The sequence below is a fragment of the Halomarina oriensis genome (assembly GCF_009791395.1).
GTDB classification, from domain to species: Archaea; Halobacteriota; Halobacteria; order Halobacteriales; family Haloarculaceae; genus Halomarina; species Halomarina oriensis.
The window spans coordinates 61,858-79,665 of sequence record NZ_WSZK01000039.1 but is presented as its reverse complement, the minus strand read 5'-3'; the positions used below and the strand labels follow the sequence as shown (position 1 = coordinate 79,665).

Below are 17,808 nucleotides of genomic sequence, written 5' to 3'. Positions count from 1 at the left end.
GGCCGCTGCCGGACGCTCCCCGCCGCCGACGCGTCGCCCGACAGCGTCCGGTTCGGGGTGCTGGCGTGTCAGGACTACGAGAACGGCTACTACGGTGCGCTGGCCCACGTCGCCGAGGAGGACGTCGACTTCCTCGTCCACCTCGGTGACGTCGTCTACGAGTCGGCCTCCGCCGCGTTCGCCGCCGGCGACGACCCGGTGGCAGGCCGTGAGTTGTCGTTCCCCAGCGGCGCACCGCTGGCCGAGACGCTCGCGGACTTCCGGTACGTCCACCGAACGTACCGGCGTGACCGCCACTTCCAGCGGGCGCTCGAAGCCCACACGCTCGTCGCCGGGTGGGACGACCACGCCGTCGCCGACGACCGGTACTGGGACGACGCCCGCGACGTCCCGGTGTTCGCCGGCCACCCACGCGGTCACGACCACGCGTTCACGACCCGCGTGACAGCGGCCGGCATCCAGGCGTGGCACGAGTACATCCCCGTCAGAGCCGACGACGACCCGGAGGCCGACCACCTCCACGACCGCTTCAGACTCTACCGCTCACTGCCGTTCGGCGACCTGCTGGACCTCGTCGTCACCGACCAGCGGTCCTACCGGGACGGGCCGCCCCAGCAGACGGTCACGCTCGCCGGCGTCACGTTCGGCCTCGGCGCGGACGACGACCCCGACCGGTCGATGCTCGGTGCGGAGCAGTTCGAGTGGTTCCGCGACGAACTCCGGTCGGCCGACTCGCGGTGGCTCTGCTGGGGGAGCGCCGTGATGACGATCCCGTTCCGGTTCGGCGTCGGACCGCTCTCGGTCCGGCCGAAAGTCGGGGCGACGTGGGACGGCTTCGGTGCGGAGCGTGACCGCGTGTTCGCCGAACTCGGTGCGGCCGACCCCTCGGTGGTCACGCTCTCGGGTGACCTCCACAGCTACGTCGTCGGGACGCAGGTGCTCGGCGGCGCGGGCGGCACGCCCGTCGGGACGGAGTTCATGACGCCCGCCGTCACGAGCGTCAGCATCGCCGAGGGTGCGGGCGTCGCCACCGGACTCGCGGGTCGCCTGACGCGCCCGCTCCTCCGGGCGCTGTTCCCCGCGATGAACCCCGAGATGGAGTTCTTCGACAGCCACGACTGGGGCTACTCCGTCGTCGAGTTCACCCGCGAGGACTGCACGTACACCGCCTACGCCGTCGACAAGACCGTCGACACACCCGACGCCGAGAAGCGCGAACTGGTCCGGTTCCGCCGAACGCACGAGGACCCGGCCCCACGTCGTTCGTCGCCGTGAGGCCCCGGCCGGTCGTGTGACGACCGGTCGGTCGTGGCTCCCCCGGCGACGCGCTGATGACCACGGAACGCCTCGCTCGGCTATGGACGACGTCACGCCGACGGACCACGCCGACGTCGTCGTCGTCGGGGCGGGTCCCGCAGGCTGTGTCCTCGCGTACCTGCTCGCACGCAGTGGCGTCGACGTGACGCTGCTCGAACGCCACGACCTGCGTAATCGTGAGTTCCGTGGCTACGGCTGGCAACCCGCGGCCATCCGACTGTTCGAGGAGATGGACCTGCTCGACGCCGTCCTCGAACTCGACCACGATACGGTTCGACGACCGACCGTCGAGGTGTACGACGACGAGCACGAGGTGTTCGACATCGGCGAGTTCTCGTCGGTCGGCTACACCCTCCTGCTCGAACAGGAACCGCTGTTGAGGCTTCTCGTCGCTCGCGCCGCCGAGTACGACGGCTTCGAGTTCCGCCCGCACACCCCCGTGACCGACCTGCTGACGGAGGACGGACGAGCGGTCGGTGTCCACGCACGGGACGGCGAGACGGGCGCGGACGTGACGGTTCGGTCACGACTCGTCGTCGCCGCGGACGGTCGGTTCTCGACGGTCCGGGCGGCCGCCGACATCGACCCCGGCCTGTTCGACTCCTCGCTCGACCTCGTCTGGTTCAAACTACCTCGGGAGGCCGTCGACGAGGCGGCACAGGCTCGAATCGGCTCCGGCGGCGTGTTGCTCTACTTCGGCCTCGGGAGCCGGGAGGCACAGCTCGGCTGGTTCGTCTCCCAAGGCACCTACCCCGACCTGCGGGAACGGGGCATCGAGCGGTTCCGAAAGCGACTGGCGCGCGTCGACCCGTCGCTCGGCCCGTATCTCCGGGACCACCTGCGCTCGTTCGAGGACTGCTCGCTGTTGCACATCGCGCCGGGCAGCAGCGAGGAGTGGGTCCGCGACGGACTCGCCCTCGTCGGTGACGCCGCACACGTCGCCTCGCCCATCGGGGCACAGGGTAACGCCCTCGCGGTGGCCGACAGCGTCGTCCTCCACGGTGTCGTCTGTGACGCGTTCGCCCGGCACGACGGCGACGGGCCGCTACCTGCCACGGCACTTCGGCGCTTCGAGACTGCCCGCCGCCCGACCGTCGACCGAACCGTCCGGTCACAGCGTCGTGGCGAGCGAGTACTCACGACGCTCGTTCGCAACCACCCGGTCCCCGACCGAGTCCGGGCACTCGTCGTCCGAGCGGCGCTCGCCGTCGGGCCACGTCTGCCACCGGTCCGCCGGACCGCTCGACGGTTCTTCGGCGACGTCCCCGACGTTCGGGTCGAGCGGGCGCGGTTCGTCGACACCTGAACTCGGTCGACTCCGAGCGGCGTTCAGTCGCTCCGTGCCGGAATCGACTCCTCGTCACCGATCTCGCGCAGGACGCGCTCGTGGAACTCGCGCAGGACCTCGCCCTCGTCCTCGGCGAGGACCACGTCCGAGGCCATCAGCGTCGCCAGCCCGAACGCCCGTGGCGAGGGGGAGGTGACCTGCTGGCGCTCGACCGCGAGTTCGCCGCGCTGGACGGCCTGGAGCGCCGCTTCGATGGCCGCGACGTTCAGTTTGTCCTCCAGAATCTCCCGGTAGGTCTCTTCGAGCACCGCGAACCCGTCGAGGGCCTCGGCGAACCCGAGGAGCATCTCGCTGGAGACCTGCTGCTGGGCGGCGGTCTTCTCGTAGCCCTTGTAGCGTTTGAGAATCATCAGCGCCCGCGTCGCGTTGATGCGGAAGTAGCGTTTGAGCAGGTCAGACCCCGAGAGACTCGCCCGGAGGTCTCCCCGTGCGTCGTCGGGGTCGACGTCCTCGACGATGCCCGCGATGTCTACCTTCCGGTTGAGCGGCATCGAGAGCGTGAACCCGTGGTCGGCGACGGCGACCTGGACGTTGGCGTTGGCGTCCTGCGCACAGCGGTAGGCGAGCAGGCGCGAGAAGCCGTCGTTGAACCGCCGGCCGTAGGTCGAGTGGACGTAGTAGTGGCGACGGTACTCGGCCTTGTCCAACTCGATTTCGATGGCGAGGCGTCCGTCCGTCGAGACGCTCTCGGGGCCGGCGTAGCGCACCTGTTGGTCGTACATCCGGGCGGTGGCGCGGACACTGTTCTCGTCGAGCGGGAACTCCCGGAGCCAGTTCCTGACCGCGCCGGGGCCGCCGTCGTCCAGCAGGTCCAGCAGGTCGCGCTGGAAGTCGAGAATCTCCAGTCCGAGGTCGTAGCTCAGCGGGAGGCGTTCGGAGAACCACGACGGCACGGTGGGGCGTGCGCCGGTCGGGTCGACGTACACCTTGCTCCCACGACGGTAGCGGTACTCGTAGTTCGACCCGCCGAGGACGAACACGTCGCCTTCTTCGAGCGTGTCGAGGTAGTTCTCGTCGAGTTGGCCGACCCACTCGCTCGACCCGCGGGTCTTCACGTCGCAGGTGAACGAGTCGGGGATGGTGCCGATGTTGGTCATGTAGATGACCCGCGCGAGTCGGCCGCGCTTGCCGACGAGGCGCTCGCCGACGGGGTAAGCGGGGTAGTGGTGCTCGCCGTCGGGCGGGTCGTTCTCGTCGCGCCATATCTTGGCGTAGACGTTCTTCTCCTCCATGCCCTCGTAGTCGGCGGTCATGTAGCGCATCAGCGACTCCCACTCGGCGTCGGAGTAGTTCCGGTACGGGTAGGCTCGCTTCAGGATGGCCTTCATCTCGGACTCGGGACGAATCTCGTTGATGGCCATCCCGTAGACCTGCTGGACGGCGACGTCCTGGGCGTCCTCGGGAACGAACACCCGGTCGACGAACCCCTCCTCGGCCTTCTTCAGCATCACCGCACACTCGACGAGTTCGTCGCGGTCCAGCGCCACGACGCGCCCCGTCACGGTCTGGCCGAGTTGGTGGCCCGCGCGGCCGACACGCTGGAGCAACGAGGCGACGGACTTCGGCGAACCGACCTGCACCACGAGGTCGATGTACGGCATGTCGATGCCGAGTTCGAGACTCGTCGAGGTGGTCACGACGTCGAGGTCGCCCGCTTTCAGTTGCTCCTCGACGCGGTGGCGACGCTCCTTCGAGAGCGAGCCGTGGTGACAGCCGGAGTTCTCCTCGTCGTAGTCGTCGTAGCGCTCTCTGAGGTTGTGGAGGACGCGTTCGGCCCCCGAGCGGGTGTTGGTGAACACGAGCGTGTTCGTGTGCTCGCCGATGCGGTCGTGGAGTTCGCCGTAGAACCGCTCGGTGACCACCTCTCGGGGGGTGTTGATGAGGTCGTCGGTCGGGCAGGTCAACTCCACGTCGAACTCGCGGACGAAGCGCGTGTCGACGAGTTCGTAGTCGCGGAACCGTGGCTCTTCGTTCGTCCCGGTCGGCTCCTCACAGCCGACGAGGAACTCCGCCATCGTCGAGAGCGGTTCGACCGTCGCCGAGCAGCCGATTCTGGTCGGCGAGGCGTGACAGCGCTCTTCGAGGCGTTCGAGCGACACCGAGAGGTGGGTGCCGCGTTTGTTCTCCGCGAGGCTGTGAATCTCGTCGACGACGACGTACTCCACCGTCCGCAGTTTCTCGGAGAACTTCGGACTGTTGAGCAGGATGGCGAGCGTCTCGGGCGTCGTGTTGAGGATGTGGGGCGTCTCTTCCAGCATCTTCTGCCGGTCGGCCGAGGAGGTGTCCCCGTGTCGGATGGCGTGTCGAATCTCCACCTCGTCGTCCGCGAGTTCGGCGATGCCGTCCAGTGGCACCTCCAGGTTCCGGTGGATGTCGTTGGCCAGTGACTTCAGCGGCGAGACGTAGAGACAGTAGACCGAGTTCTCGAGGCCGCCGTCGGTGTCGTCCTCCGTCTCGGGGGCCTCGTCCACGGCGTCGTCGTGGGGGCCTCGCCCCTCGCGTTCGCGCCGATACAGTTCGTCGATGATGGCGGTGAACGACGCGAGCGTCTTGCCCGACCCGGTGGGCGAGCAGATGAGGGCGTTCTCCCGGTCGTGTATCAGGGGGATGGCCTCCTTCTGCGGTGGCGTGAAGAAGCCGTCGTTGCCGGGGACGTACTCGCCGAACTCCCGGACCCACCACTCGCGGGTGGCCGGTTCGAGCAACTCCAGTACGTCCGTGTCGTCGATAGTCACGTCCGCCGGACAGTCGACGTCGTATCGCTCCAGCAGTTCGTGACCCTCCCGCGAGGTGCCCCGTCCCATCTATCCGGTACAGGGGCGGAGACGTCAAGTGGGTTCGGTTACCGGAGTGTAACTGAACGTCGCCGCCCCCGACGACCGACACCCACTGCCGGACGTGTCGGCGATTGGTGGATGATTCGTGAAGGTCCCGACGCGCTGTCAGCCATCGTAACGCGACTGACTACTCCGTGGATACATGTCCAGTATGTCGTACTCGACTGCGAACAGCGTCACCTTATACGGTCGTGTTGCTGTCTAAACAGTGGTGTATGCTTGAAGTTCGTTGCCGGGTGTAGACTTTTACGTGTGGCGGTTGTCCTCACGTACATGGCAACCTCACAGCACGACCACGGTGGTCAACGGAGCTGTCCTCACTGCGGTACGCAGCCGATGCACGTCCTCGCGCGTGAGGGCGACTGCCGATGTCTCGACTGCGGTCGGCCGCTGAACTGACGCCTCCACCGTACCCGAACGGGCCGTCGCCGACTCGTTCCTCTCGTGGACTCGGGACCGACAGTGACGACGCCGCACCGCCACGGTCCGCTCGGCAGTGGTGGCCCACCGACGCGACGATTCGGGGGCCACGGCAGGAGTCGTGCGCGGCGGCGACGCAACTCCTTAGCCGCTGGCCGACGCGGACCACCCATGCGACTCACCTTCCTCGGTACCGGCAGCGCGATGCCGACCGGCGAGCGGTTCCAGACCGGCCTGTTGCTCGAAGCCGACGACCACGAACCGCTGCTCGTCGACTGCGGGAGCGGCGTCCTCCACGCACTCGCCCGGACCGACGTGGGGTACGAGGGCGTCTCGACGATTCTCCTCACGCACCACCACCTCGACCACGTCGCGGACCTCCTCCCGCTGCTGAAGGCGAAGTGGCTCGCGGGCACCACCGACCTCACCGTCGTCGGTCCCGAGGGGACGTGTGACCTACTCGACGACCTGCTCGACGTCCACGACTACATGCGGGACCGACTGGATCTCGCGGTCGAGGAGGTCGGTCCGGGAACTGTCGACGTCGCGGGCTACGACGTCGAGGCCGTCGAGACGGTCCACTCGATGTACTGTCTCGCCTACCGCTTCTCGGGGCCGGACGGCGACCTGACGGTCTCGGGGGACACCGAAGCGACGGAGGCCGTCGCGGACCTCGCCGACGGGTCGGCCGTGCTCGTCCACGACTGCTCGTTCCCCGACAGCGTGGACGTGGCGAACCACCCGACCCCATCACAACTCGGCGCGGAACTGGCGGGCCGCGACCTCGGGACGGTCTACCTCACCCACCTCTACCCCCACACCGACGACCACCACGACGAGATGCTGGCGTCGCTCGCCGAGCGCTACGACGGCCCCGCGGAGTTCGCCCACGACGGCCTGGTAGTGCCGGTCGAAGACGCCGAGTGAAAGTGAACGGAGCGCCCCCGAGTGAGCCGACCGTGAGGGCCTCTCGGGCGCTCGCTTCACGTTCACTCCGGACTTGGCTCCGGTTCTTACGCGTCGCGTCCCGAGCGGTGGTATGTCGAGAGGGACGCCGGAGACGACTCGTCACAGCGCACGAGCGGAACCGACGAACGTGCTGGTGAGCATCGAGGGAGCGGCCGCCGACGAGACGGTCGTTCGGGCGGCCGGGCAGTTCGTCGCCCGGACCGGTGGCCGACTCACCGTCCTCAACGTCATGCCCACGGGCGCGTTCGCCGACCGCCAGCGGGCCAGAGGGCGGCTACCGGGGTTCGGCCGGTTCACGCACGCACAGGCGGAGACCGAGCGCCGGGCGTCGGCCGAGCACGTCGCGGACGAGGCACTGGCCGGTCTCGGTATCGAGTACGACTGTGTCGGCCGTGTCGGCCGCGAGACGAACCGAATCCTCGCCGAAGCCGACGAGCGCGACTGTCGACGGGTCTTCCTGTCGAACCGTCGCCGGTCCTCGCTCGGCGCGATGCGGGCGAGTCGGGTCGTCGACGACCTGTTCGACTCCTTCGACGGACAGGTCACCGTCGTCCAGTCCGTCGACGCGAGCGAACCGCGGCAGAACGAACTGGTCTGACCGTATCCGGTCGCCGGCCGGCGGCCGCCCCAACCGTCGTCTGCACCGACCCTCGTCCGCGCCGAGTGCCGACGTGGACCGCGGCGCGGACGAGCGACTACTCCAGCCGGTAGCGGAGGATGGCGGCGATGCCGCCGAGATTCGCCAACTGCTCGCCGGGGTCGAACTCGTGGGAGAAGACGACGACGTCGCCGCCCTTCTGGTCGACCGTTTCGAGGAGCGTGTTCGCGTCGACGTCCCACTCGCCCTCGCCCGCGCGTTCGAGTCGGAGGCGTTCGTCGACGACGAGTAGCGTCTCGACCGCACCGTAGTCGACCGCCTTCTGTACCTCCTCGACGCCGTAGGCGGCCTTCGCGCCCTGCCCGATTTCGGTCATCAGGTCGTCGATGAGTTCCGCCTCGCGGGCGATGCGGGTCTCCGCCTGCACGTCCTCGACCGCACCGCGTTTCAGCACCTCGTGGACCCCCCGGTCCCCGACGGCGCTCGTGTTCACGACCGTAATCAGGTCCGCGACGTCGGGCGCGTTCTCCTCGATGTAGTCGAGCGCGTCCTGTTTCGTGAACCCCGGTCCCGCGAGGATGATGGCGTCGACGTCCATCCGCTTCAGGACCTGCGTGAGTTCGGCGAACAGTTCGTCGCGGCCGCGAGCGAACTCGCCTTTCCCGGTCGGGCCGGTGAGCGCGACACGCTCTTCGGCACCGTACTGGGCGACGGTGTGGACGTGGGCCGCCCCCTCCTCGACGGTGGCGACGGCGACGTCCGCGGTCTCGGTCGCCTCGACGGCCTCGTCGAGCCGGTCGAGTTGGTCGGGCTTCCAGTGTTTCGTGATCTCCAGTTCCTCGTTGCCCTCGACGTTGAGCGTGTGGTGGAAGCCCAACTGGTCCTCGCGCGAGCAGTCCTCGATGGTCCCCGAGACCCGGAGGCGGTTGGCGAAGCGGGCGAACTCCGTCTCGTCGACGTCGAGCGTGACGTACATGTGTTCGCGTTCGCCGCCCGAATCGCGGAGTTGCTCGTCGTCGCGGCGCACCCGGCGGTGGGTGTCGCCGCCGACGAGGTCACCGGGTTCGAGGACGTAGTTGAGATGCCAGAGGTCGTCGAGCGTCTCGGGAACGAGGGTTATCTTCTCCTTCCCGCCCTCGACGTGATAGCGGTCCGCGATGCGCATGGCCGGACGTGGGCGGGCGGCCGGGAAGTGTCCTGCTATCTGGTCGGCCGGTGGCGACGACGCGGCGAGACGGGCGTGCCCGCCTCGGTGCTCAGTTCATCCCCTCCTCGCCGACGTCGGGGTTGTCCCGGTAGAACGCGACGAGCGCGTCGACGTACTCCTCGAACCGTGGTGGTTCGACCCCCGACCCCTCCAGGTCGGTGAGTGCGTTCGAGCAGTCGTAGCGCGTCGGCCACGTCTGGTAGTGGAGCGACCCGCTGGTCAGGTACTCGGCGTCGGGGACCAGCGAGGAGAGCACCCCCTCGACGATACCCCTCGGGAACGGGACGACGACGGTACGACTCTTCCCGAGGGCCTCGCCGAACGCCTTCACGAGTTCCACCGTCGTCGGCGGGTCCGGGTCCGCGAGGTGGTACACGGTCCCCTCGGACTCCTCGATACCGCTCAGGTACGCGATGGCGTCGACGACGTAGTCCCGCGGAACGAGGTTGAACGCCGAGGTGCCCGCGCCGTGGGGGGCGGGGACGACGGCAGTGTCGCCCTGTCTGGTCAGGATGTCGAGGAAGGCGTAGGGGCCGTCGTACTTCTGTGTCGCGCCGGTCTCGCTGTCGCCCACCGCCACGCCGGGCCGATAGACGGTCGTCGGCACTTCGTCCATCCGCTGCTGGACGAGCACCTCCGCGGCGTGTTTCGTCGTCTCGTAGTAGTTGGCGAAGCGCTGGCCCTCCAGCAGCATCGACTCGGTGAACTCGCCCTCGTAGGTGCCCGAGACCACGACGGTCGAGACGTAGTGGAGTCTGTCGAGGTCGGCCGCCCCCGCCGCGAACTCGACGACGTGGCGCGTCCCCTCGACGTTGACCGCCTTGCCCGGTTCGCGGGCCATCGACAGGTCGTAGATGGCGGCGAGGTGATACACCTCGACGGTGTCGGCCTGTACCTCGTCGTAGACGTCGCCGAGGCCGAGGTCGGAGTCGGTGATGTCGCCTTCGACCAGTTCGACGCGGCCGGTGTCGTGGTCGTCGGTCACCGTCTCGCGGCGCCGTTCGGCCTCGTCGCGGTACTTCGACTGGACGAGGCAGGTGACGGTGGTGTCGGTGTCGTGTCGCTCCAGCAGTCGCTCGACCAGTGCCGACCCGAGGAACCCCGGAAACCCGGTCAGGAAGACGGTCGTCATCGTGTCGAGGACGACACACGATACCGTCGTCAAGGTTCCGCCGGTGTCGACAGGGGTGTCGTCGTCCGCCGTTCGACCTCACCGCTGCTCTACCGAACGTCGTCGCCCCCGTCTCGATGCTCGAACTGTTGACGGTCACGGGTTCTGAAATTAGAGCTATGACACGTGCTACCCAGATACAGTTGTAATGCGCGCAGCAGTTCTCAAAGAGTACGGCGAACCGCTCGAAATCGAGGACGTAGACGCCCCGGAGGTGACTCCGGACGGGGCCGTCATCGAACTCGAAGCCTGCGGTATCTGCCGCTCCGACTGGCACGGCTGGCAGGGCGAGTGGGAGTGGATGGGGCTCAAGCCGCCGCTCGGCCAGATTCTCGGTCACGAACCGGCGGGCCACGTCATCGAAGTCGGCGAGAACGTCACCGAGGTCAGCGAGGGCGACCACGTCGCCGTCCCGTTCAACCTCGGCGACGGCACCTGCCACGAGTGCCGGACCGGCCACTCGAACACCTGCGAGAACGTGATGCCCCTCGGGTTCGTCGAACCCGTCCAGGGGGCGTTCGCCGAGCAGATGCACGTCCCGGCGGCGAACCACAACCTCGTCACACTCCCCGACGGCGTCTCGTCGACGGACATGGCGGGCCTCGGCTGCCGGTTCATGACGGCGTTCCACGGCCTCGCCCACCGCGCCGACGTCGGGGCCGGCGACTGGCTGGCGGTCCACGGCTGTGGCGGCGTCGGCCTCTCGGCGGTCCACATCGGTGAGGCGCTCGGTGCGAACGTCATCGCGGTCGACCTGACGGACGAGAAACTGGACAAGGCGAGAGAGCTCGGTGCCGTCGAGACGGTCAACGCCGGCGAGGTGGACGACGTCCCCGAGGCCGTCAAGGACCTCGCGGGCGGCGCGGCGAGCGTCAGTGTCGACGCGCTCGGTATCGCCACGACGTGCCAGAACTCGATTCTCAGTCTCGGCAACCGTGGCCAGCACGTCCAGATCGGCCTGACGACACAGGACGAACAGGGGATGGTGTCCGTCCCGACCGACGCGATGGTGCTCCAGGAGATCGAGTTCATCGGCTCGCTCGGCATGCCGCCGACGCGCTACGACGAGATATTCCGGATGGTCCAGACCGGGAAACTCAACCCCAGCGCCGTCGTCAGCGAGACGGTCGCGCTCGACGACGTCTCGGACCGACTGGAGTCGATGACCGACTTCGGAACCGTCGGTATCCCCGTCATCGACGAGTTCGCCTGAGCGGACGGCCACCACGACTCCCAGTTCTCTCGACCGCGCCGCCGAGCGACAACTCGCAACCAGTGTGAAAGTTCATTAGCAACACCGCTTATCCCCTGATACAGCCACTTTCCGGTGATTCTCGATGGTATCTGAGACGATAGACACCCCGGAACAGGAGATAGTACGAACGAACGAGACGGGAATGGACGCGAACGTGATGGCGGCACTGTCGTACGTGCTCGGCTTCGTCAGCGGGCTGGTGGTCTATCTGGTGGAGAAAGAAGACCGGTACGTCCGGTTCCACGCCGCCCAGAGCATGGCGCTCTCGGTACTGCTGTTCGTCGCCAGTATCGTCCTCACCGTGGCCCAGACGCTCGTCTTCGGGCTGTTCTTCAGCAACGCGACGGCAGGCCTCGGCGCGATTCTCTCGCTCGGCCTCGGCCTCGTCTGGCTCGTGGTCGGCCTCGGCGGGTTCGTGCTGTGGCTCTACCTCATCGTTCGAGCGTACCAGGGCGCGACCCCACGCATCCCCATCGCGGCGGGCCTGGCCGACCGAATCGCCGGCTGAGGCGCCCGACCCGACGAGCAGATAGATTTTTGACGTCAGCGGCCCATCACGATACCGCGTTCTCGGCGTGACCGGCGGACAGTGACGAGGTGTCGTGAGACGCGGAGCAGCCTATGGCAACGACATCCCAGACCGAAGCGAACAGGGCACTCCTCCAGCGTGAGCGCGAGGAGTTGACCCTGGCGAAGAACGTCGACGCCGTCGACGACCTGTACGCGGACCACGTCACCGTCCGGATGACACGCTCGGGGACCGACGAGACGGTGGTCGACCGCGAGGACCTCAAGGCGCTCTACCGCGAGTGGTTCGGGGCGTTCCCGGACCTCACCGAGGAGGTCCACGCCCGAGTCGCGGAGGGTGACGAGGTGATGGAGTACCTCACCATCCGTGGCACCCACGAGGGTCCGTTCCGTGGCATCGAGCCGACGGGTGCCGAAATCGAGGCCGACGGCTACCACTACCGACGAATCGAGGACGGACGCATCGTCGAGACGGCCTCGATGGTGGGGATGACGACCGTCTACCAGCAACTCGGCGTGGACCTCCCCGTCGAGTAGCCGAGTGGGGTGGCCGCGTTACCGACGGGCCGTCACACCTCGCGGACGATTCGCTCGCCGCTCGGGTGTCCGAGGCCGACCGAAGGGAGGCCTCGCTACTCCTCTACCATCCGACTCCCACCCGCCGGGAGGAACTCCTGGATTCGGTCGGCGCTCGCCACCTTGCGGACGAACGTCTGGTCCTCGAACCGGTCTTTGAACTCCCGGTAGCAGAGCTTCGCCATGTCGTTCTGAGCGTACTGGCCCGGTTCGAGACGAATCGACGTCTCCACCTTCGGTTCGATGGCCGCCGGTGGCCCCCCGAGCACCTGTGTCTGTGGCTGGACGGCGATACCGACCGCACAGCCGACGGGCGTGTCTTCGAAGTAGGTTCGCTCGCCGCGGACGACGAACGAGCCTTTCTCGACGTACTCGCCGCTCTCGGGGGTCTTCGACACCTGCGACGGTTCGGCCATGTAGACGTCGCCCGCGAACTGGCCCTCCTTCCAGACCGACGAGTAGGTGATGGCGAACTGCGCGGCCTGTTCGAGCGAGGACTCCGGGAAGTCGACCGCCTTGGAGGCCTCGTTCGGTTCGGTCGCTTTCAGGATGGTGACCGGCGCGCCGTGGGCCTGGGTGTGGAAGAACCGGTCGTTCTTCTCGGTGTACTTCTTGACGAGTTCCTCGTTCTGGTCGGCGTTCCGGCCGCCGAGGACGAGGTAGCCGTCGCTCGTCCGGAACCAGCGGAACCGTTCGTACCACTGCTCGTCGCGCCGACGCGGAATCGACGCCCGCGAGAGCCAGTCGACGTCCGCCATCGACTCGTCGTCGCTCTCGTCCTCGTCGGGGGCTTCCCACTGGTCGCGGCGTCGCTTGGCGTCTTCGAGTTGCTCGCGGGTGTCCTCGATGGCCGCCAGCGCGCCCTCCTTCTTCTCCTCGACGCGTTTGGCCTCCTGATAGAGGCGGTCGGCGTTCTTCTCGACACCCATCGCGGGGTCGACGGTGACTCGCGTCCCGTCGATGGCGAGCGCCACGGTCCCCTGTGCGCCGTTCACGTCCGTGACGGCCTCGGCGGCCTCGATACCCTTCTCCGCCCCCTCCTCGAAGCGTGCCTCGATGTCGTCCCACCCCACGTCCTCGGCGCGGGCGTTCTGGACCGCCGAGATGACGTCGTCGACGAGGTCGTAGCGGGCGTAGAGCAGTTCGGCACGCTCGCGCTCCTCCTGGGCGTCCTCGTCGAAGCTGTCGATGGCCCCCTCCTGCTGGGCGATGATGCGCTCGTACTTGGCGATCTCTTCCTCGAAGTCGGGTCGTGACGCGGCGTCACCACCCGTCGCCTCGTCGCCCGGGTCGCGTTCGACGTGGTAGAAGTAGTCGTCCAGCGCGTCGTTGAAGTTCGAGAACACCTCGGCGTGTCTCCCCTCGTACTCCTCCATCGGGACGGGCGTCACGTCGACCCGGACCTCGTTCTCGCCGTCGCTCCCGTCGCCGTCGTCCTCGACGGTCTCGTAGTAGACCCGTGGGTCGAACTCACCGGAGCTGAGGACGGTCCGCAGGCGGTCGAGTTGCTCGTAGAGCGCCGCGTAGTCCTCTTCGGTCGCGTCGGCGATGTCTTTCGTCTTCTCGACGCCAGCGCGGGTACAGAGTTCCTCGGCCCACAGCCCACCGAAGTTGAGCTGGGTGGCGATGGTCCGGACCACGTCGGTGTCGGACTGCTGCATCCGGGCGTCGAACCTCTCGCGGTCGACCTGGAGGGGGTTGAACCGCGAGGACGGGTAGTCGTAGAGCGAGCCGGGAGCGACGGTTCGGGACTTCAGGCGGACGGTCTCCAGACTACCGAGGACCTCGTAGTTGTCGTCGCAGACGGCGATGTTGCCGTCACCGAACAGCTCCGCGACGATGTGGGTGTCGCCGTCGTCGCGCTCGAAGTGGAGGGTGAGGATGCGGTCGAACTCGAACTGCTCGACCCCGGCGAAGTCGGCACTCGTGATACGGTTGCGGAGCATCATGGCGAAGTTCGGCGGCCGACCGGGCGCGTCCGGGACGTGCTCCTGGGCCGCGAGATGGGCGCGTTTCGGGTCGCCCACCTCCACGATGAGTTCGAGGCGGCCACGCTCGAAGTCCCGCATCTTGAGTCGCAGCAGGTCGTCACCGTAGAGGTAGGCCTTGTCGACCTTCGCGCCCTCGTACTTGCCGAGTTCGCGCGCGAGGGCCGCGCAGTCGACGCTCGTCAACTCGCGCTTTCGTTCCATACCTACACGGTCCACGGGCGGCCCGAAAAGGCGTATCGTTCCGGCGCGCTCGTGGTCGCTCCTGCCGCCGCCCGAACACGTATTCCCGTGGCACACCCACGCACGCCCATGACCGACACCGACGTGGTCGAACGAGTCGACGGCATCTACGACATCACCTGCGTCGAACGCGAGAACGGCCGTATCCGAGCGTTCCTCGTCGACGCCGACAGGCCGACGCTGTTCGACGCCGGCCTCCCGGACACCACCGACGAACTGCTCGCCGGCATCGAGGAGGCGGCTGTCGTCCCGGACCAGGTCGTCGTCACCCACGCCGACGGCGACCACGTGGGTGGCGTCGACGCCGTCTGTGCGGCACACGACTGTGCGCTCTACCTTCCGGAGGGTTCCGACCCGGACGTCGAGTCCGACCACGAGTTCTACGGCGAGGACGACAGTTTCGCCGGGTTCGAGGCCGTCCACGCACCGGGCCACCGCGCTCACCAGCACCTGTTCGTGAACGAGGACCGGGGCGTCGCGGTGATGGCCGACGCCGCCAGCGGCGCGGACCAGCGTGGCCTCCCGAAGGGCCACTTCCACCTCCCGCCGGGCATCTACTCCGAGGACCTCGTGCTCGCCGAGGAGAGTCTCGCCAAACTCCGCGAGTACGAGTTCGACGTGGGCCTCGTCTACCACGGGTCGTCGGTGCTCGAAGACGCCGCCGAGAAACTTCGGGCGTACGTCGCCCTCGTGGAGTAAGCACGGCGCAGGTCACCCGCACCCGCGTCCAGCGACCTCGACGGCCAGTAGCGCGACCGGAATCCGATTTGGGTGAGAGTGTGGTCGGAAATCCGAATAGAGTTATTCGTTGACTAGTCGAGCGTCGGGTGTGGTCCGCCCGGAGCGGCCAACCATCACGGTTCGCCCACGAGGGTGGGTCGCTCGGTGGCCGGTCGAACCGTTCGGCCGGTCGTCGCACAGCGGACGTCGGTCCCCAGCCCCCACCACTCCATCGAAACCACGACGCACAAACCATGACGCACACATCCAACGCAGCCACGTCGACAGCACGCGACCCCGAGACGCTCCCGCTGTCGGTCGCCTACGACCTCGTCCGTGACAGTTCGCGCCGTGAAGTCGTTCGACTGCTCTCCGCTCACCCGGGACCGTGGACCGTCTCCTCGCTCGCTACCGAACTGGCCGCCACCGAGGCGGAGGCCGACGCGGCGGCGGTAGTCGACGAGGACCCCCACACGCGAGCGGCCGTCCGACTCTACCACTGTCACCTCCCCAGGTTCGCCGACGCGGACGTCGTCACGTTCGACGCCGAGACGGGAACCGTCGCTCCCGGCGAGTTCCTCCCGTCCCTGCTTCCGCTGGTCTGAGCGCCACCACGCGAGCACGTAGCAGCGCCGCCACCTCGCCCACACCCGTCGCCGTCGGAATCGGTCGGCAGCTAGTTATTTGACGGTCCGTGTATCGGATGTGGTATGCGACCACGAACCGACCCTCCCGTGGAGGGCCAGCGATGCCGGTGACCGACGACCTCGTCGCGCTGTTCGAACGCGCCGGCCTCGACACCGTCTTCGGCTTCCCGTGTGAGCAGATGGACCCGTACTACGCCAGCATCGCCGACGCCGAGTTACGTCACGTCCTCGCCCGGAGCGAGGCGAGTGCGGCCGTCATGGCCGACGGCTACGCCCGCGCCAGCGGACGGGTCGGCGTCGTCGACGGTGTGGGCGGCCCCGGCGCGGCGAACCTCGGCGTCGGCCTCGTCGAGGCGGCCGGTGCCTCCTCGCCCGTCCTCGCGCTCACCGGCGACAACCCCGTGGCGACACGCGGCGACGGCGTCATCCAGGACGCCGACAACCGCGCCATCCTCGACCCGTACGTGAAGACGGGGTACGACGCGGTGACGCCCGACCGGGCCGTGGCGGACGCGACGGCCGCGCTCCGGGAGGCGGTCGGCGGCGTCCCCGGCCCTGTCCACCTCAACGTCCCCGAGGACGTGCTCCGCGCGGAGACGAACGACGACTCGGAGGAGCGAGCGGTCTCCGCTCGGTTCCCCGCGGAGCGTCCGCGTCCCGCCCTCGACGACGTCGACCGGACCGTCGACCGCCTCCGGAACGCCGAGCGACCCGTCGTCGTCGCCGGCGAGGGCGTCCACCGTGCGGGTGCGCAGGACGCGCTCGTCGCGTTCGTCGAGGCGACGAACACGCCCGTCGTCACGTCGATGAACGGGAAGGGAGCGGTCGCCGAGACCGAACCGTACGCGCTCGGTGTCGTCGGTCGCTGGGGGTTCTGTCAGGTGGCGAACGACGCCGTCGAGGACGCGGACCTCGTGCTCGCGCTGGGCTGTCGACTCGGCGAACTCACGACGGTCGGGTGGTCGCTACTGGACGACGACGCCGCGGTGGTCCACGTCGACCGGGACCCCGCCTGGCTCGGCCGGAACTACGACGCGGACGTGGCGATGGCCGCCGACCTCCGGGCCGCTATCGAGGCGCTGACCGACGCCCTCGACACCGACGACTTCGCGGGCCGCGCCTCCCGCGTCGAGTCGCTGGCGGCCGACCGTGCGAACTGGTACGAACACCACCGCGACGAACTGGAGAGCGAGAGGACGCCCATCCGGCCGGCCCGCGTCGTCGAGGATATCGGCGTCGCGCTCCCCGAGAACGGCGTCCTCGTCAGCGCGACCAGTTACTCCGGGTTCTTCTCGGGAGCGTTCTTCGAGGTGCCACGCGCGGGACTGGGCTACGTCCAGGCGCGTGGCAGCGACGGCATCAACTACGCGCTCCCACAGGCGCTCGGTGTACAGGTCGCCCGACCCGACGACCCCGTCGTCGCCCTGACCGGCGACGGCGGGGTCGGCTACCACGTCGCCGACCTGGAGACGGCCGTCCGAGAGGACCTCCCCGTCACCGTCGTCGTCGCGGACAACGCCATGCTCGGGTCGTCGAAGGCGAGCCAACTCGGGAACTACGCGGTCGACCAGTCGACCGATTTCGCGGCGGTCGACTACGCACAGGTCGCTCGTGGCTTCGGCTGTGACGCGGAACGTATCGAGGACCCCACTCGACTGGCCGGTGCGCTCGCCGAAGCCATCGACAGCGACCGCCCGACGCTGCTCGACGTAGTGGTCGACCCGTACGCCGCGCCGCCGGTGCTGGTGTAGCCGAGGTGGAACACGCCCGAACGACGATGTTACCTGTCGGCTGTCGAACTGGACGGTGGGTCCCCCTCAGGCCCACCTCCTCAGCGTCCTCGTCGCGCTCGAAGTCGTCGTGATGGGCACCGTCGTGCTCCTCGCGTACCCGGAGGGTGCGCTCCCCGCCCTTCCGGTCGTGCTCCTGTTCGGTGGCGCACTCTACCTCCGCGACCGCTCGAACTGACGAACGAACCGGGGGT

At 68.2% G+C, this 17,808-nt stretch carries 16 protein-coding genes; 12 read left to right on the top strand and 4 right to left on the bottom strand.

Annotated features, from left to right (window positions below; translation table 11 throughout):
- Positions 1 to 1,275 (top strand): alkaline phosphatase D family protein (locus GQS65_RS20210; protein WP_158206429.1); only part of this gene is annotated, 1,275 nt, incomplete at its 5' end.
- A gap of 82 nt (positions 1,276 to 1,357) precedes the next feature.
- A complete protein-coding gene (locus GQS65_RS20205; protein ID WP_158206428.1) occupies positions 1,358 to 2,623 on the top strand; it encodes an FAD-dependent oxidoreductase in 1,266 nt (421 codons plus the stop codon).
- 23 nt (positions 2,624 to 2,646) lie between these two features.
- Here the strand turns inward: GQS65_RS20205 and GQS65_RS20200 are convergent, their stop codons facing one another.
- Positions 2,647 to 5,469: an ATP-dependent helicase gene (locus GQS65_RS20200; protein ID WP_158206427.1), complete on the bottom strand. Its 2,823-nt coding sequence runs from the start codon at positions 5,467 to 5,469 to the stop codon at positions 2,647 to 2,649.
- Positions 5,470 to 5,775: 306 nt separating this feature from the next.
- Between GQS65_RS20200 and GQS65_RS22000 the strand changes: the two genes are divergently transcribed.
- The 3 genes from GQS65_RS22000 to GQS65_RS20190 all read left to right on the top strand — a co-directional run bounded on the left by GQS65_RS22000 (position 5,776) and on the right by GQS65_RS20190 (position 7,489).
- On the top strand, positions 5,776 to 5,901 hold the full coding sequence (locus GQS65_RS22000; RefSeq protein WP_267902946.1) for a hypothetical protein: 126 nt from the start codon (positions 5,776 to 5,778) through the stop codon (positions 5,899 to 5,901).
- Positions 5,902 to 6,093: 192 nt separating this feature from the next.
- Positions 6,094 to 6,849: an MBL fold metallo-hydrolase gene (locus tag GQS65_RS20195; RefSeq protein ID WP_158206426.1), complete on the top strand. Its 756-nt coding sequence runs from the start codon at positions 6,094 to 6,096 to the stop codon at positions 6,847 to 6,849.
- Positions 6,850 to 6,961: 112 nt separating this feature from the next.
- The gene (locus GQS65_RS20190; protein WP_158206425.1) at positions 6,962 to 7,489 is read left to right on the top strand and encodes a universal stress protein; all 528 of its coding nucleotides are present in this window, start codon (positions 6,962 to 6,964) and stop codon (positions 7,487 to 7,489) included.
- A 97-nt stretch (positions 7,490 to 7,586) separates the two neighbouring features.
- Here GQS65_RS20190 and GQS65_RS20185 read toward each other — a convergent pair whose 3' ends face one another.
- The gene (locus tag GQS65_RS20185) at positions 7,587 to 8,654 is read right to left on the bottom strand and encodes an mRNA surveillance protein pelota (RefSeq protein ID WP_158206424.1); all 1,068 of its coding nucleotides are present in this window, start codon (positions 8,652 to 8,654) and stop codon (positions 7,587 to 7,589) included.
- A 91-nt stretch (positions 8,655 to 8,745) separates the two neighbouring features.
- On the bottom strand, positions 8,746 to 9,828 hold the full coding sequence (locus GQS65_RS20180; RefSeq protein WP_158206423.1) for an SDR family oxidoreductase: 1,083 nt from the start codon (positions 9,826 to 9,828) through the stop codon (positions 8,746 to 8,748).
- A gap of 187 nt (positions 9,829 to 10,015) precedes the next feature.
- Here GQS65_RS20180 and GQS65_RS20175 point away from each other — a divergent pair, with 187 nt between their 5' ends.
- From GQS65_RS20175 to GQS65_RS20165, 3 genes are all read left to right on the top strand, one after another.
- Positions 10,016 to 11,080, top strand: a complete 1,065-nt coding sequence (locus GQS65_RS20175) for a zinc-dependent alcohol dehydrogenase family protein (RefSeq protein WP_158206422.1) — start codon at positions 10,016 to 10,018, stop codon at positions 11,078 to 11,080.
- Positions 11,081 to 11,204: 124 nt separating this feature from the next.
- Positions 11,205 to 11,630 (top strand): DUF4870 domain-containing protein, encoded by a 426-nt coding sequence (locus GQS65_RS20170; RefSeq protein WP_158206421.1) that lies wholly within the window; start codon positions 11,205 to 11,207, stop codon positions 11,628 to 11,630.
- A 113-nt stretch (positions 11,631 to 11,743) separates the two neighbouring features.
- Positions 11,744 to 12,187: an ester cyclase gene (locus tag GQS65_RS20165; RefSeq protein ID WP_158206420.1), complete on the top strand. Its 444-nt coding sequence runs from the start codon at positions 11,744 to 11,746 to the stop codon at positions 12,185 to 12,187.
- Between the two features lie 95 nt (positions 12,188 to 12,282).
- Here the strand turns inward: GQS65_RS20165 and rqcH are convergent, their stop codons facing one another.
- Positions 12,283 to 14,418 (bottom strand): ribosome rescue protein RqcH, encoded by a 2,136-nt coding sequence (gene rqcH / locus GQS65_RS20160; protein ID WP_158206419.1) that lies wholly within the window; start codon positions 14,416 to 14,418, stop codon positions 12,283 to 12,285.
- 108 nt (positions 14,419 to 14,526) lie between these two features.
- Here rqcH and GQS65_RS20155 point away from each other — a divergent pair, with 108 nt between their 5' ends.
- The 4 genes from GQS65_RS20155 (at position 14,527) to GQS65_RS20140 (ending at position 17,792) form a co-directional block, all read left to right on the top strand.
- Positions 14,527 to 15,156 (top strand): MBL fold metallo-hydrolase, encoded by a 630-nt coding sequence (locus GQS65_RS20155; protein WP_158206418.1) that lies wholly within the window; start codon positions 14,527 to 14,529, stop codon positions 15,154 to 15,156.
- Between the two features lie 275 nt (positions 15,157 to 15,431).
- Positions 15,432 to 15,782, top strand: coding sequence for a DUF7344 domain-containing protein (locus GQS65_RS20150; RefSeq protein ID WP_158206417.1), 351 nt, complete (start codon positions 15,432 to 15,434; stop codon positions 15,780 to 15,782).
- A gap of 143 nt (positions 15,783 to 15,925) precedes the next feature.
- The gene (locus tag GQS65_RS20145; RefSeq protein WP_158206416.1) at positions 15,926 to 17,575 is read left to right on the top strand and encodes a thiamine pyrophosphate-binding protein; all 1,650 of its coding nucleotides are present in this window, start codon (positions 15,926 to 15,928) and stop codon (positions 17,573 to 17,575) included.
- A gap of 55 nt (positions 17,576 to 17,630) precedes the next feature.
- The gene (locus GQS65_RS20140) at positions 17,631 to 17,792 is read left to right on the top strand and encodes a hypothetical protein (RefSeq protein WP_158206415.1); all 162 of its coding nucleotides are present in this window, start codon (positions 17,631 to 17,633) and stop codon (positions 17,790 to 17,792) included.
- Positions 17,793 to 17,808: the final 16 nt, after the last annotated feature.